Source organism: Streptococcus ictaluri 707-05 (genome assembly GCF_000188015.2).
GTDB lineage: Bacteria > Bacillota > Bacilli > Lactobacillales > Streptococcaceae > Streptococcus > Streptococcus ictaluri.
In genome coordinates this window covers 76,776-90,668 of the sequence record NZ_AEUX02000002.1, presented here as the reverse complement: position 1 = coordinate 90,668, position 13,893 = coordinate 76,776, and the positions used below count along the sequence as shown (strand labels likewise).

Sequence of the window (13,893 nt, the reverse complement as noted above, 5' to 3'; positions counted from 1 at the left end):
CGAAGTTATACGACTATGTGATCTTTACTGTTTCGTAGTACCCGATTAATCTCAAAAGTCTGCCACTTAGTCCTACGACCAGCATCAGACTTGATTTTCATCTCCTCTTTAAAAGTAGAGGCAAAGACACCATCTAGTGGATATTTGATATATAGCGAGTAATTGCCATTACGCTCACGAGTAGCTTTAACCTCGTAAGCGTCTGCAATTTCCCCAAGACCAAAAGTCCTAAACTTGGTCTCTTTGGCCTCGTATAAAACTGGTATCATACTTTAACCCCCCAATTAGGTGTTGCAGTGATGGTAAAGTTACCAGTCCACGAGATATTATTTTGCCCCACATCAAACAAAGGCATGCGGTGATGTTCTGTCCTGACAATATTATCCCAAGCTGATAGGACATCTTTATAGGCTAGATGCCTCTCCATGTCTATGACTAGCTCACCTTGCACGTTTTCGAGGCCTGTCTCAAAATCATTAATTTTTAAGACTCCGCTACCTGTGCCTTTGATTTTTAGGATTGGTTTAGACTGCACATTACCAGGGTTTTGTAGGGTCCCACCGTTGACAAGAGATACCTCCTGTTTGCCAGTTTTTAGGTATTTGATAGGGTGGATTAAAAAGTTAATTTTAAGTCTGCCGAACTGTTTTAAAATCTCGTCTATCTCAAAAAGATTGACGACACTAGCACGATAGATATAGTCCTTGTCCCAAGACAAAACTAAATCATGCCAACCTTTGACGTGTAACCACTCGCTTATTTTTTGTTGATTAGCAGTCACATCGCCGACCAAGGAAAAAGGGAAGTCTTGCTCGATAACTTTTAAACGACCATTGTCTTTTAAGAGTGCACCGTCGCGACCATCGACTTCGATTAAATCGACATCGTTGCTCGTTGACTTAATAGATCGTTCGCGCTCTAGCAAAAGACCAAAGCTATTACTTTTTTTGCCATTAAATTCAATGTATCGCATTAAGCCAACCTCCCTTCCTCTCCGTTTATATAATATGCAAGCTCTCTGAGGAGACGCCTCATATTTTCCTGACTAAACATATCATCAGAGTTGCTTCTGTTTGTAGCGTTCAACGTGTAGTTGTTTGTGATATTTCTGTCATCTCTGTCTTTAAGTAGTTTAATCAATTCTGCTATTTGCGGGTCAGCGTTAACGACTACAGTCCCTTTATCTTGCACAGATTTAAGGCGAGTTGTTAAACTAGCAATTTTTGTATCATTAAAACCTATTCCGTTTGCATAATGCGGGAATAATTGTTTCGTGCGACTGGCCTTTAAGACTTTCGACCCTCTTGGCAGAGGGAGGATAACGTTTCGACCACTTGGGACAAATGATTCTCCAGTTGGTAAGGTAACCAACTCTCTGTATAGCGGCCCTTTCTGGTCATTGACCATAGCTAGACCACCAGGGTGAAAGTTAGTTCCCTCTTCATTTCTCGTGAAAAGTTTTTTTACTACCGTAAAAATAGTTGTCGTAACACTGCTAGGAATTCTAGCAAGTGACCCTATTACACCTTCTGCAACACTACTTGCGTCATCTTGAGCCCTAATAACAGCGGGACTGTTTTGCTTAGGGCTATTAACAGCTCTGTTAGCACTCGCAACATCTGGCCCAGTCTTATCCGATGCCTTCACATCAGCCGGTGCTTTCTGCTTGACGTTATCAATCTTACTTTGCGCCGACTGAGTATCGCCTGCTGTTTTGTCCGTAGCATTCACATCAGCAGGTACTGTTTGCTTGACGCTGTCAAGGGCTTGTTGTGCGGACAAGGTTGGTTCTTGTGTTAGGTTTTTCGCCAACAAAACTTTTTCTTCTGGTGTCAGTGCTTGCCACTGCGCTAATAATCCTTTGCTATCAAAAATTTCAATCATAGCCTGTTGCCCATCGACAACTAATTTTTTCTGCTCAAGAGTCATATTTTGCCATTGCCCGCCAGCTACTAGCATTTCAGCTAGCGCCGCTCGACCTGTTGGCTCGACATCAGCATTTTTTACCATGATTTCAAAGCTATTCCAGCCCTCGGCTGTTGATAACAATTCATTTAGGCTTTGTTGTGGATTATCGCTAGTAAAGAGACTATCCCATTGAGCATTAGCAGCCGCTACTTCTGCTGTAGCGTTCGCGGTATTGCGTGATAAAACTTTTAATGTTTCGCCAGATTTTTCGGTATAGTAAGCCAGTTTGCGATAAGCGTCATCATAACTGATTCCTAACTTTTGAGCCATATCAGATGCCATTTGGCTGATCCCTTGGTGGATTTCTTCTTGGCTCTTACCAGATTCTTTCAATCTCTGGACGCGTTCTCTTTGAATGGCGAGATACTGATCACTTAAAGCTTTAGCCTTTAGATTGTGCTGCATGTTTAGTTCAGTGAGTTTGTTTAAAACTTCCTGTCTATCCTCAAGCTCCTGTGCGCTGAGTTTGCTAGTGTCACTTCCGAATTTTTTTAGAAATTCTTTTAGTTCTGCTTTTTTTGTCTTATATGCCGAATTTTCTTTATCAAGCATTTTGACTGTATTTTCAGATACTTTTTCAAGTTGTCTAGCATTAAGAGCATCTAAATCATTGTTAAGCGCAGCTGTTAAAGCTTTCTTTTCTGATGCAGAAAACTTCATCAAATCAAGCTGTGTACTAATCATTTCTCTTTGATTTCTTAACACCAACTCTTTTTCTGTCGCAGAAAGCTTACTCATGTCGCCATTATGTCTTTCCATAATAGCTTTTATCTGGGTATTCATAGCTTCGACGTTATTGACCACTGAGGCAGTTTTAGATTTAAGATTATTGATAAATCTATCAGAAAACCCGAGTTTTTTAGCCGCATCAATATCTTTTTGTAGCTTATCATTCGCTAATTTTTCAATGCTAGCCACCAAGTCATCAAAAGCTTCAGTCACTTTTTTAACACTTCCTGCGCCAGCTTCGAACATTTGCAAAGAATTATTTGTCTCATCGACTTTTTTCTTAAAGTTGCTCAAAGCAACAGCTTCCGTCTGAGAAACAGCAGTCCCCCACTCTTCTGTACGCTTATGGGCTTTATAAATGCTATCCGCAATCAAACCAATACCAATAACAGCGGCACCACCGAGTAAAACTCCCCATGTTACCGGACTGCTTAATAAGGCAACTGCCCCAGCCATGCCACCCATAGAGGTTGCAGCAGCTTCAGCTCCAGCGCTTGCTGCTACGGCACCGGCTTTAAACGTGCGTAGCCAACCAGACAAAGCCCCTAAGCCTTGACTCATTTTTCCAAGGCCTTGAATAGTGCTACCAACAATGCCAACACCTTTGCCAAAGATAGATAAAGCTGGACCAGCAGCGACTGCAATAAGTCCCCACTTGATAATTTGCTGTTGTTGTTCCTTATCAAGCGAGTTGAATTTTTTGGCTAAGTCAGCCGCCATTTGAATAAATGGTTTTCCTGCTTCGAGCCCATTTCTTAGAGCGTCAACCAAAGGGCCACCAAATTCAATGGCTACATCGTTGATTTCGTTTTTAAGCATTTTAAGCTTAGATTCTGTCGTCTCATAACGTTTGTTAGCTTCGTCAGTCAACGCTGTGTTTTCTTGCCAAGCTTTGTTTGAGGTATCTAGAGCCTTGCCTAAAGTCTCAGATGCCAAGCCTAAAGATTTAAGCATGTTAGATTGACGGACACCGCTTAGACCTAAGTCGTCTAAAACTTTTGTAGCACTCTCTCCTTTTTTATCTAATTGTCCAAGGCCTTTGATAAATTCTTGCAAAGCAACGATTGGTTTTTCTTTCCATGCCCTAGCAAAATCAGCGGATGACATATTAGCGATCTGCGCAAATTTGGTTAAATCTTCACCGCCAGCTGAGACTGCACGCTCAATAGCCGATAAAGATTGAGTCATTGCCGTACCACCAGCTTCTGCTTCGATACCAACACTTGACATAGCTGTCGCCAACGCTAACATTTCTTGGTTAGTCAGTCCTGCAAGCTTACCAGATGCAGCGATGCGATTAGTCATTGCAACAATATCTCTTTCGGTTGTTGCAAAGTTATTACCTAACGCTACGACAGCACTACCAAAACGCGAATACTCAGATGATGCTAGTCCTGTAATATTTGCAATTTTAGCAATAGATGTCGCCGCTTCTTCTGCGGATAGATTGGTAGATTCTCCTAAATCAATCATTGTACGAGAGAAGCTAAGGATGTCTCCTGTTTTAACTCCTAATTGTCCTGCTGCTTCCGCGACATGAGCGATTTCTACCGCACTAGCTGGCAACTCTTTGGCCATTTGTCTAATACCCTGTGATAGCTTCGCATAAGATACTGTCGCCGTTTCATCAACCGTCTTTTTCACACCAGCGAACGCAGACTCATAGTCAACAGCTGCTTTAATCGCATACCCTGCGCCCGCAACAATTGGAGCTGTAACTCCTCTTGTAAATGCAGCACCAACTCCAGCTACCGAATCGCCAAATGACTTCATCTTACCGCCAACTCTTTCAGCGGCTTTACCAAAGCGAGTAAAGACACTAGTTTCTGTAGCTAAAGCTCGTAATCTGTTTTGCAATTCCGTGACTTGCGCGGCGGTTTCCAACATAGCTGACTTTGCGCTGATTAGTTTTTGTTTTTGCTCAGCGGTAGCGTTGTTAACGTCACCTATTTCTTTTTTTAATTCACTATATTTTTGCGACTGAGTTTTTAGTAATTCTTGGTAACCTTTTAATGCACTACCCGTCTCAGCATAGACTGCTTTAAGCCCTTTAATTCGCCCGCCATGACCTTGGAAGCTTTTTTCAACTGCTTTTAACGAGTTATCTAAGCCTTTCATGTAGGTTTTTAGGTTTCTTGTGTTTGACATAAAAGGCGCAATATCAAGCGTTGCTGTTGCTACTAAATCACCTATATTCCCCATTTAGTCTCCTTTCTAGCCGAAAAGAAATGGGAATGCCTTGTCCAAGGTCGTTTCAATCACTTCTTCTTTTTCGACAGTTTCAATTTCTAGCGCTTGAACCATCAACTCGATGTCAGATAAACGCATTTTTTTTATATCTAAAATCGTATAGCCATTCTTTAATAGACTTTGTACCCACATCAGCAAATTATCTTTGGCTTCTTGAGGGGTTATTGTTCCTTTTTTTCGGTTTCGCCTTCCTCTTCTTCTCCTCCGAGCGCGTCAATGTATAGATTGTTTAAAATATTTAAAACAGTCATCTCAGATTGCTTTAAATCATCAACGGTAAACTGACCGGCGTACATATCAACGAACATTTGCAAGTAAGATTCGTTAAGTTTTCTATGCGCTTTAGAATCTAAGCGTCTTTTCTCGTCATTAAACACAGCACTTTGCCTAACTTGGTGTTCGACTGCTAGCAAATTATCTTCGACATTGATAAAATCCTTCGCAAAAGTCTTGTCAACTCCGCCTTTTTTTAGGGTAATTTCGTACATATCTACTCCTTATCAAAAATAAAAGGTTGGATTTAAAATCTAACCTTAAACAACTTCATGTCCATGGCGACTATCGGGAAGACCATCAGAACTTCGATGGTCTTCCACTACGACTTTGGGAATACCATTCCTTTGAATGTTTCTAAACTAAAATCGCTTGCATCTTCGCGACCGATAACGATAACATCACCGTCTTCGCCGCGAGCCACAAAGTTACCCGTTACAGTATCAGTTTTAGGATCTGGTGCCCCCTCCTTGGTTTGTGCTTCCATTCCAGGAATATTAAATTTACCTTTAAGTAGTCCAACCCAAATTGCTTTTCCGTTTTCGTCGCTTGTGCGGAACATACAAGCCACATCTTTTGGCGTGAGTGATTTATTGTACTTCTCAATCCCGTTTTCTACGGTGATCCCAAAGAAATCTTTGCGTGCATCAGACGTCAAGTCTAACACCTCAATTTCAAGTTTTGTTTCAGTGATTCCACCAGACAAAACTACGTATGGGCCATCATCTGCCGAAACAGTAACCAATTCATTAGTAATGTCGAGTTTTGCTGATTTCATGCCAGGTAATTTTTTGGTTGTTTTTGCTTTATCTTTGTCATCAACTACCCCATATTCAAAATCACGTAGTCCAAATTTTACTTTTCCCATCTATTAGCTCCTTTTTCTTTAATAAAAATCAAAATAGCGGTATTTCCTCACATTCATCAGTAAGTCAATATCGCTATCTTTATATCTTGGTTTTTCATTAGCGGTATATCTTTCAAACCCGCCTTTTTTTAAAATATTATCTATACATTTTGCAATCTGGTCAGATTCTGACGCTGTTTTACACCAAAAATTAATTGTGATCCGTTGCTCGTTACAAAGCATCTCATCATCTGCATAATCAACAGGGCCGTCTAATGTCGTGTTGATTCGCATAAAAGGCGCTAAATCTATCTTACGTAAGTCGATTGGATTATCTGGGATATCATAGGTAAATATCCCTTGCTTAAATCCATTTTTAAAAAGACCACCTCTAAGCCTATCCATAAGCTCATTTAGTGTCTTATCTTTACTTAATAATTTATAAGCTTCTGTTTCGGCTATCAAAGTCCTAGTCCCTCCTTAACTTTTGCTGCATAGATTTCTCGAGCTCGTGGTGTCATCTGATTGATTGTTTTTTCCTTAAAGTCTTGGCCACGTTGATAAATCGTGCCACCGTTAGGATAATGAGCGCGCCAACCAGTAGCTTTGCCATAACCAATTCCCTTGGATACAATTCCAACATTAGCACCTTTAAAACCACTGATAACAGTATCTTCTTGCAGTCGTTCATCTGTTTCAATCTCATAAACAGGGGTGTTGGCTTTGAGTGCTTTTTCAAATTCTTCGGCAACCTCAGTGACTGCTGCTTTTGCAGTTTTTGGGGCTTTTGCTTCAAGCTTCGTGAGATTGGCTAAAATTTCATCTAAACCCTTTGTCATGATAGACTCACCCCACTTATCATAGTAATGTCCTTTCCAGACTCGTCAGATTCGATTTTATCTATCTTATAGATACGTTTGTTGAATTCAACAAACATCGTGTTATCGATAGATAACTTAGGATTATACCTAATCAAAAAGACCTTAGTATCTTTGTTGGTAGGTAGGTTGCTAGCATTTTGATACTTTGATTGATAGTTAAAATCTCTTAATTGAGTTTTTAACACCTCTGCCCAACATGTATAGACGTCTTTTCTAATCGCAGAGAAAACCTCTCCGTCTTCATTCTGCCCGCCAGATTGACTAAAGATAGTGATTCTTGTGTTCATTTTGCGTGTAATCACGATTCATCACCCCTCAGTCTTAATTGATGGATAATGTTTAATACACCATTTGCCAACGGATAGCGCATACTATCCGCAGACAAACCACGGTGTTCGTACTCTTCCTTGACTTGTTTTTTGACGGCTAAAGCAAATTTAGCACTATCCTTAAACGTGTCTGCGGTTGAGCCATCTTCTATTGCAAAACAGATTTGTTCCTGTGCCGATTTAATCATTTCTTCGATGATGTCATCTTCAAAATCAAAGTCAATTTTACAATAGAGTTTTACACTGTCCAATAATTCTTTCGATACAGCCATAGCTATACCTCTTCAACGCCTGCTAGTGCAAGTAAATCTGATTTCAATGTCTTACCACTAAAATCAATCCCTTGACTTGTTAAATAGCGTTTGATTTCTTCTACAGTGCTCTTACTAGTTGGTTTCGCCACCTCTTCAGTGGCCTTATGAGGGCAATTGTTCTGGCGTGAATGTCACATAGTAGCCAGCTTTGTCATCTACCTTAGCGACACCAAAGCGGAGTACAGCTTGCAAGTATTGCCCATAGATTTCGTTGTCCGTCCAGCGAAGGCCTAAGTCTTTGCGGTCAGCGAATAACACGCCGCGCTTAAAATCTCCGACAAAAGCTGAATCCTTACCAATTACATCATCAGATAGGACAAATACTGGTTTTCCAAGGAATACTTTGCCAGACGCAGAGGTGATTGAGTCTTGAAGCAAGTAGCGACCATTTTTGTCTTTTAAAGTATCTAGGGTTTGGTAGAAACTTTGAGATACAATAAATGATACATTATAAGCTGGATCTAAATCTACATTTAGGATTTTTTTGATGTCATCTAATGTTTTGACACCAGCTTTAGCCTCAAATGTTTTTAGAACTTTAGCAATTGCATCATTGGTTGTATTAACTTTCATTTGACCGATTGTTTCAGCAACAATACCAACCAAATCTACATCTGCGTCGTCAATTGACTCTTGAGACAACGGAATAGCTCCGCGGTATGTTTTAACTTCCCATTCAACGTTTTTAAATTGTGGCTTGCCTAGTTTTGGATTTTTTTCTAATTCTTCAACGCTAACCATTTTTTCAGTCGCACGTTGCAATACTGGCCATTTCCCTGATGCTTTTTTAGCTGGGTGGATGCTAGTGAATTGTTTCAAATCAACAACTGTCTTAACTTCACGAGCTGGTGTGTATAAGATTTCTTCGCTGGAAACTGGTTTCACGTCTGTCTTTTTAACTCCGTCTGTTTCAGGAGCAACTGGTGTTACTTTGTTCAGCGGGATAAGCACTTCATCTTTGCCTTCGAATCGTAAACCTTCATTAACGGCTTTTCCTTTTGAGCGAATAAATTCATTAACACTCTCGCGATAAGTTGTTGTTTCTTGTGGCACTTCTTTTCCTCCAATATTTTCTGCACCGCCTTTTTCAATGCTAGCTTCATACAATTTCAAGTCATTTTCTGCTTCTGCTAGGTTTGCTTTAGCTTCTTCAATTTCTGCTTTAATTGAGCGAGCAGTTTCAAGGTCATCTGATTCCAAAGCATTTTTTACTTCTGTTGTTTTCGTAGCAATCGCTTGGTTTAAACTAGCGATAGTCGCTTTAATTTCTTTGATTTTTTCTTCGAACATAAATTCCTCCAATAAAAAAAGAGCCTATAGCCCTTGTAAAATTTCTTCTTTTTCGATTTCTAGCAACATATTGCTAATTTCTTTTTTACGTTTGTTCCTATTTGCGTAATAATCATCAATTACCGCTTGTGGCAACATCGAATTATCAATGCTAGCAACTGCTTCAAAAGACATAACTTCGTCAGCAAAACCTTTTTCTACGGCATCTTGAGCAGACATAAATGTTTCATTCCGCATTAAATTCATGATTTCATCTTCCGACAACCCTGTTTTTGCGACATAGGCATTAACGATAGCTTTATCACTTGATTTTAAGGCGTTAGAAGCTTTGTCTAGGTCATCGCTATTACCAGACACCCAATTAAAAAGTGCTTTGTGCACCATCATTTGAGCTGTCGGACTCATGACGACTTTATCAGCTCCCATAACAGCCACTGATGCTGCACTTGCAGCCATGCCAGTGATTTCTGCAGTTACTTTTCCTTTGTAATTTCGCAAAGCGGTATAGATTTCACTTCCAACTGTCACAAGTCCACCGTTTGAATTAACTTCCAAAACAATATCATTACCATCTTCAGGAAATTGTTCGATGATACTTTTAGCACTGACCGCTTCCATACCATAATAGTCGTAAACTTCCTGAGAGTTATTTGAAATTAGTGGTCCTTTAAGATTTATCCTCTTTGGCATTTACCTCACCTCCTTTCCCTTTGATACCAACCTTGTCCTGATATTCTTCTTTTTTGTCTAAAAAGACGTAGTTCAGGCTCGACTGATACCTATCCATATTAGGATCTGTAGATTTTTGCTTACCTAACTCAATAAGGCCTTGGTTAGGTGTCAATATTTGATTATTGACCAACTTGACAATTTCATCTACATTCCGACCTGTGATACTTCGTGTGTCAAATTCAATATGATAGAGACGTCTATCTTTATCATTTAACGTTTTAAGAGCTAGTTCGCTTGTAATCGCATCAAAATAAAAAGGCAAGTCGTTTGTGACATAGTCCTCCATCAGTTGAGCTACGGATTGGTTAGGGCTATTAACTCCAAGTTTGTAACTTGGCACTCGTAAAGCCTTAGCAATTTGAGCAGTTGAAAAATTGTTACTCGTGATTAATTGCAGCACGTTAGTATCAATTTGAAGTGGCTTATAAGTTTGTGTGCTGTCAAATACTAGCGGGCTTCCACCAGTAGAACCCTCACGCATTTTTTCAAAGTCCGTACGAGCTTTCTTTCTAGCTTCTCCATTTAATTGAGAACCTGTCAACGTTAAAATGCCACTAGAAAAACCATCTTTGAAAAATTTAATTAAGGTATTGATACCACCCGTTTGCAACTCTATCTCATCACCTAAAGACAATAGCGGAGATCTGCCAAGGATTGTGTCATGACTAAAAAACTTCCAGTGAATGACATCGTGAGCAAAGCATTTAATTTGTTTACCAGTCAAAATATCAGTAAAAGTATAGACAATATCATGATTATCCGTTTCCTCAACAGTCGTTTCAGATGGTCTATAAAACTGAAATTGCAGTGCTTGACCTGTTTTTGGGTCGCGAAGGATGCGGGAAAAGGAGTTGCCGGTCAAAATGGCATTGACTGCCATAGCAAATTTCCAAGTCCTAGCACTCGCATTATTTGTGGATTTAACATTTAAAAGATAATTGATATCCTCATCATGAATAATGTCCCCGTTAACGTCCTTTTTAACAAGCGGAAACCTAGCAATATCTCCAGCAATAATAGACGTTGCTGTTAAAATATCGCTGTTTTTTAATGCCGATACTCCTAAGTATTTTTGAGAGATATCACCAGCCAAAACAGATGATATATAGTCATCGCAGGACACCTTTGAACTGCCCAAAGGTTGAAAAAAACTCATCGATTTCTCACCTCCTTTCTAAACCATTAACTTCTATTTTCGCCACTTCCGTTTGTAATTTTGCTTGATGTAATCAACATCATCACCAATTGCTTTAATAGCCACTTGGTTGTCTAAAACGGTGCCTTTAATAGTCGCTAACTCTTCGTTTGTTGCCATAACATTCCGCTGAACAATTGATGTTAGCTCCCTGATTTGTTTGTTTTGATTTTTAATTGCTTCTGCTTGCATAGCGTTTTCAGCAATCAGCATCACAACCGCTGTTTCTAATTTACGTTTCTTTTTGAGTCTTTTATTCATTTTCTACCTCCTATGCTATCTACGTAGATAGCCAAAATAAGTAATATAAGGCCGCTTGCGATAAAACCAACCTTATCGCCAAACAAAAAAATACCGTATATTAACAGTCCTAATCCAACTAACAGGATTAATGTGTGTATGTTTTTTAAAATAAAACCAATCAAAACAGTGTCTCTCCTCCTAAAATCTTTTCACTTGTCCAATAACCAGATCCATCAAATGGCTCTAAGTAACAAACTGCATACCCATCTAAAGCTGCGTCCAGCGGATCAATCTTATTGCTATTCTTATTCTTATCAATCTTCATACCATTATTATCAGTTTTAATATAAGCATTGTTAACAGCCATGGTTAGCAAAGGGTTCCCAGAGTGCTTTATTTTGCCTTTTTTTAGGTCGTCACGGAATTGTTTTGTCGGCATGTTCAAAACCATTGTCGTCTGCGAAACTTCTATCAGCGGCCATTCTGGATGCCTTTTTTCAATCATTGTAAGTAGCGTTCCGAATTGGTATGGGTCAAAGCAAATCCCGTTAACTTCCCACTCGTTGGTATAGACCATCTCTTCAATTTTTTCGAGCACACGTTCATCATCTATGACACCACTTTCTAGGGTGGTTATCTCGCAATAGCCTTGGCGTTCAAGATTGCTATAAGATACGCCATCCCGTTTTTCTTTAGCGGTTAAACCGTATTTGGTAGCCACAAAAGAAAAGCTGTCGATATACCAAAAATCATCCATCATGACAACTGGTGTAATAGCAAATAAGTCGCTAACACGACCAACGTCAACACCTAACCAAACTCTCCGCTTATTAGTATCTGGCTTATCAATCCGAGCAAGTTCCCAAGATTGTTTGTCGATATAGGATTCCTCGCTGGATTGGCGCCACATATTAAAGTTTTTAATAAGGACCTCGTTGACTTGTCCAGTCTCAAGTGATGTCTGCCTACGTTTGCGTAGATAATCTATTAACTTATCGTGCAAAGCCTCGACCTCAAGAATAGGATTTGACTTTATCCAATTCGCTTCATCCTTGATTTCTTCCTCGTTGTCCTGCTCAGCAATGAAAGCGAAATAGCTATCATCCTCGATTTTTCTATCTAAAATCTTTTCGATATACGGGTATTCAACTGTGTGCATCGGGGCGTTTAGATCCATACCTGCCGTTGAGATAATCAGAATTAAAGGATTATCTAACTGACCTTGACCAGACACCAAAAGCTCAATCATTTCATTTGTCTTAGACGCTGCAAACTCGTCCAAAATACCAAGGTATGGCTCGAAACCATCGACTGCGCCAGTATCACGGCTAAGGGCTCGCATATAAGATTCGTCGTTAAGATTTCGCATTTCGTCACGCACAATCTTAGTAGCTTTTCGTATCTCATCACTTTGTGACCTCAAGGCCTCTAACTGCTTACGCGCCATCTCTCTTGCGATGTTTGCCTGTGCTCTATCGTTTGCAGTAAAGAAAATCTGCCGCGACATTGCCGGATTCTTTCCAAAGAGAAATTCATACAGGGCAATTCCTGCCACAATGATAGTCTTGCCATTTTTACGAGCAAGTGAAATCATGGCTTTTTTAAAACGTCTGATACTGTCATTTGATTTATACCGCCAACCATACAAGTTAGCTAGGATAAACTTTTGAAATTCCGCTAACGGATATGGTTTCCCTGTCTTCACATCTGGTAATATCTCAATGAAGTTTATTGGGTCTGCCCCTTTATCTGGATGGTAATCGTATAAGAAATCATCATCCGTGATTTTTTGTAAGTCTGCCAGATGGCGCATGCATGCCTTATAAACTTTCTTGCTGGCTAAACGTTCGCCATTAACCACCGACAAGGCATAATAAAAAGCAGCATCACGATACTGCTTGTCTATTTGGGAACAATCGTATGTCACTTTTTACCCCCTATTTTTCCCGAATAAGAATAGCAAAACACATATCAGCCAAACGATTAAACCGATTATACTCATTATTATTTTGAATCTAAAATAGGCTTCCATCATTCACTCTCCTTTAATGCTTGAAATGGCTTCTGTAGATAGAGCGATAACATGGCTATATTCTCCATCATCCCAACCAAGTGCTTTACCATCTAACAAAGCCTCTAGCATTTCTTTTGTTATTTCAATGTTTTCTCCACCCCACCACTTTTTGTGTAGTTCCGATATTTCTGAATCATTTTTCAAGACTGAAACTTCTTCATACTCATCGAACCATGTTTTAGGAAATCTTGATTCCAATATCTATCCTCCAAACTTATCAAATATAGACTCTTTCTTCTCGTCCTGCTTCGGCATAAACATCTTCATACGGCTATCAACAGTTAGCCCAAGTTGACTTGCGCTACTTCTAATGTTCGCAGTGGCTTTTTCCAACGTCAAAATAAGCGGACTTGGAATCAATCCTTTGTCTGGATCATTCGTAAAATAACCAACCTCATCTAACTTTCTAATCGTTTCTTTATAGATAGCATACCATGTGCAATATAACTCTAATAGCCCTCTATCGAGATTTCTTAGGGGTAGGTTTTGGAGGTCTTCTATGATTCTTCTATACTCGTACTTAGCTACATTATTAAAGTGTTCAGGAGGTGTCTTTTGCAACTTTTTAAGACCGTCAGAAGACTTATTTTGCGCGGTTTCTCTCGTTATTTTTTCTTCTTTTGTAAGATGTTTTTTTGTCGTTTCAACTAGCTTTAAATTTCTTCCCATAAGACCTCCTTTACACGAACTTTACAGTTTTAAAAATTTCAAAAAGGGAATTTTTTGCACGGAAAAGGGCGCGTTCTTTGTTTTCCGAACAATGTACCC

At 39.6% G+C, this 13,893-nt stretch carries 18 protein-coding genes and 1 pseudogene; all 19 read right to left on the bottom strand.

Going from position 1 to position 13,893, the window contains the following annotated elements; all coding sequences use genetic code 11:
- Nucleotides 1-8: 8 nt before the first annotated feature.
- Nucleotides 9-269: pseudogene (locus tag STRIC_RS02010) on the bottom strand (phage tail spike protein); the annotation flags it as partial.
- Entirely contained in the window at nt 266-973 is a 708-nt protein-coding gene (locus tag STRIC_RS02005) for a distal tail protein Dit (RefSeq protein WP_008087522.1), read from the bottom strand. The pseudogene STRIC_RS02010 and the gene STRIC_RS02005, both read right to left, overlap by 4 nt.
- Nucleotides 973-4,899, bottom strand: coding sequence for a phage tail tape measure protein (locus STRIC_RS02000; protein ID WP_008087412.1), 3,927 nt, complete (start codon nt 4,897-4,899; stop codon nt 973-975). Before STRIC_RS02000 ends, STRIC_RS02005 begins: the two co-directional genes overlap by 1 nt.
- Before the next feature lie 12 nt (nt 4,900-4,911).
- Nucleotides 4,912-5,079 carry a hypothetical protein gene (locus STRIC_RS12365; protein ID WP_014411856.1) on the bottom strand — a complete coding sequence of 56 codons (168 nt, stop codon included), beginning with the start codon at nt 5,077-5,079 and terminating at the stop codon, nt 4,912-4,914.
- Nucleotides 5,080-5,108: 29 nt separating this feature from the next.
- Nucleotides 5,109-5,435: a phage tail assembly chaperone G gene (gene gpG, locus STRIC_RS01990; protein ID WP_008087532.1), complete on the bottom strand. Its 327-nt coding sequence runs from the start codon at nt 5,433-5,435 to the stop codon at nt 5,109-5,111.
- Nucleotides 5,436-5,542: 107 nt separating this feature from the next.
- Nucleotides 5,543-6,088 (bottom strand): major tail protein, encoded by a 546-nt coding sequence (locus STRIC_RS01985; protein ID WP_008087430.1) that lies wholly within the window; start codon nt 6,086-6,088, stop codon nt 5,543-5,545.
- Between the two features lie 18 nt (nt 6,089-6,106).
- Nucleotides 6,107-6,532 (bottom strand): hypothetical protein, encoded by a 426-nt coding sequence (locus STRIC_RS01980; protein ID WP_008087527.1) that lies wholly within the window; start codon nt 6,530-6,532, stop codon nt 6,107-6,109.
- On the bottom strand, nt 6,529-6,906 hold the full coding sequence (locus STRIC_RS01975) for an HK97-gp10 family putative phage morphogenesis protein (RefSeq protein WP_008087500.1): 378 nt from the start codon (nt 6,904-6,906) through the stop codon (nt 6,529-6,531). Before STRIC_RS01975 ends, STRIC_RS01980 begins: the two co-directional genes overlap by 4 nt.
- Nucleotides 6,903-7,250 carry a phage head closure protein gene (locus tag STRIC_RS01970; RefSeq protein ID WP_008087474.1) on the bottom strand — a complete coding sequence of 116 codons (348 nt, stop codon included), beginning with the start codon at nt 7,248-7,250 and terminating at the stop codon, nt 6,903-6,905. The genes STRIC_RS01975 and STRIC_RS01970 overlap by 4 nt, the downstream gene beginning before the upstream one ends.
- Nucleotides 7,247-7,549 carry a head-tail connector protein gene (locus STRIC_RS01965; RefSeq protein WP_008087479.1) on the bottom strand — a complete coding sequence of 101 codons (303 nt, stop codon included), beginning with the start codon at nt 7,547-7,549 and terminating at the stop codon, nt 7,247-7,249. Before STRIC_RS01965 ends, STRIC_RS01970 begins: the two co-directional genes overlap by 4 nt.
- A 2-nt stretch (nt 7,550-7,551) precedes the next feature.
- The gene (locus STRIC_RS12850; RefSeq protein WP_001118389.1) at nt 7,552-7,680 is read right to left on the bottom strand and encodes a hypothetical protein; all 129 of its coding nucleotides are present in this window, start codon (nt 7,678-7,680) and stop codon (nt 7,552-7,554) included.
- 13 nt (nt 7,681-7,693) lie between these two features.
- Nucleotides 7,694-8,881, bottom strand: a complete 1,188-nt coding sequence (locus STRIC_RS01960) for a phage major capsid protein (RefSeq protein ID WP_008087503.1) — start codon at nt 8,879-8,881, stop codon at nt 7,694-7,696.
- Nucleotides 8,882-8,905: 24 nt separating this feature from the next.
- Nucleotides 8,906-9,571, bottom strand: coding sequence for a head maturation protease, ClpP-related (locus STRIC_RS01955; protein ID WP_008087426.1), 666 nt, complete (start codon nt 9,569-9,571; stop codon nt 8,906-8,908).
- Entirely contained in the window at nt 9,549-10,769 is a 1,221-nt protein-coding gene (locus STRIC_RS01950; RefSeq protein WP_008087538.1) for a phage portal protein, read from the bottom strand. Before STRIC_RS01950 ends, STRIC_RS01955 begins: the two co-directional genes overlap by 23 nt.
- A gap of 33 nt (nt 10,770-10,802) precedes the next feature.
- On the bottom strand, nt 10,803-11,069 hold the full coding sequence (locus STRIC_RS01945) for a hypothetical protein (RefSeq protein ID WP_008087424.1): 267 nt from the start codon (nt 11,067-11,069) through the stop codon (nt 10,803-10,805).
- Nucleotides 11,066-11,233 (bottom strand): hypothetical protein, encoded by a 168-nt coding sequence (locus STRIC_RS12360; RefSeq protein ID WP_200857361.1) that lies wholly within the window; start codon nt 11,231-11,233, stop codon nt 11,066-11,068. Before STRIC_RS12360 ends, STRIC_RS01945 begins: the two co-directional genes overlap by 4 nt.
- On the bottom strand, nt 11,230-12,978 hold the full coding sequence (locus tag STRIC_RS01940; RefSeq protein ID WP_008087499.1) for a terminase large subunit: 1,749 nt from the start codon (nt 12,976-12,978) through the stop codon (nt 11,230-11,232). The genes STRIC_RS12360 and STRIC_RS01940 overlap by 4 nt, the downstream gene beginning before the upstream one ends.
- Nucleotides 12,979-13,086: 108 nt before the next feature.
- Nucleotides 13,087-13,323 carry a hypothetical protein gene (locus tag STRIC_RS01935; RefSeq protein WP_008087457.1) on the bottom strand — a complete coding sequence of 79 codons (237 nt, stop codon included), beginning with the start codon at nt 13,321-13,323 and terminating at the stop codon, nt 13,087-13,089.
- Nucleotides 13,324-13,326: 3 nt separating this feature from the next.
- On the bottom strand, nt 13,327-13,794 hold the full coding sequence (locus STRIC_RS01930) for a phage terminase small subunit P27 family (protein WP_040831820.1): 468 nt from the start codon (nt 13,792-13,794) through the stop codon (nt 13,327-13,329).
- Between the last annotated feature and the right edge of the window lie 99 nt (nt 13,795-13,893).

What these genes read in the sequence shown, in the direction of transcription:
- STRIC_RS02005 (WP_008087522.1), bottom strand. Translation starts at nt 973, where the DNA reads ATGCGATACATTGAATTTAATGGCAAAAAAAGTAATAGCTTTGGTCTT.
- STRIC_RS02000 (WP_008087412.1), bottom strand. Translation starts at nt 4,899, where the DNA reads ATGGGGAATATAGGTGATTTAGTAGCAACAGCAACGCTTGATATTGCG.
- STRIC_RS12365 (WP_014411856.1), bottom strand. Translation starts at nt 5,079, where the DNA reads ATGTGGGTACAAAGTCTATTAAAGAATGGCTATACGATTTTAGATATA.
- gpG (WP_008087532.1), bottom strand. Translation starts at nt 5,435, where the DNA reads ATGTACGAAATTACCCTAAAAAAAGGCGGAGTTGACAAGACTTTTGCG.
- STRIC_RS01985 (WP_008087430.1), bottom strand. Translation starts at nt 6,088, where the DNA reads ATGGGAAAAGTAAAATTTGGACTACGTGATTTTGAATATGGGGTAGTT.
- STRIC_RS01975 (WP_008087500.1), bottom strand. Translation starts at nt 6,906, where the DNA reads ATGACAAAGGGTTTAGATGAAATTTTAGCCAATCTCACGAAGCTTGAA.
- STRIC_RS01965 (WP_008087479.1), bottom strand. Translation starts at nt 7,549, where the DNA reads ATGGCTGTATCGAAAGAATTATTGGACAGTGTAAAACTCTATTGTAAA.
- STRIC_RS01960 (WP_008087503.1), bottom strand. Translation starts at nt 8,881, where the DNA reads ATGTTCGAAGAAAAAATCAAAGAAATTAAAGCGACTATCGCTAGTTTA.
- STRIC_RS01955 (WP_008087426.1), bottom strand. Translation starts at nt 9,571, where the DNA reads ATGCCAAAGAGGATAAATCTTAAAGGACCACTAATTTCAAATAACTCT.
- STRIC_RS01950 (WP_008087538.1), bottom strand. Translation starts at nt 10,769, where the DNA reads ATGAGTTTTTTTCAACCTTTGGGCAGTTCAAAGGTGTCCTGCGATGAC.
- STRIC_RS01945 (WP_008087424.1), bottom strand. Translation starts at nt 11,069, where the DNA reads ATGAATAAAAGACTCAAAAAGAAACGTAAATTAGAAACAGCGGTTGTG.
- STRIC_RS01930 (WP_040831820.1), bottom strand. Translation starts at nt 13,794, where the DNA reads ATGGGAAGAAATTTAAAGCTAGTTGAAACGACAAAAAAACATCTTACA.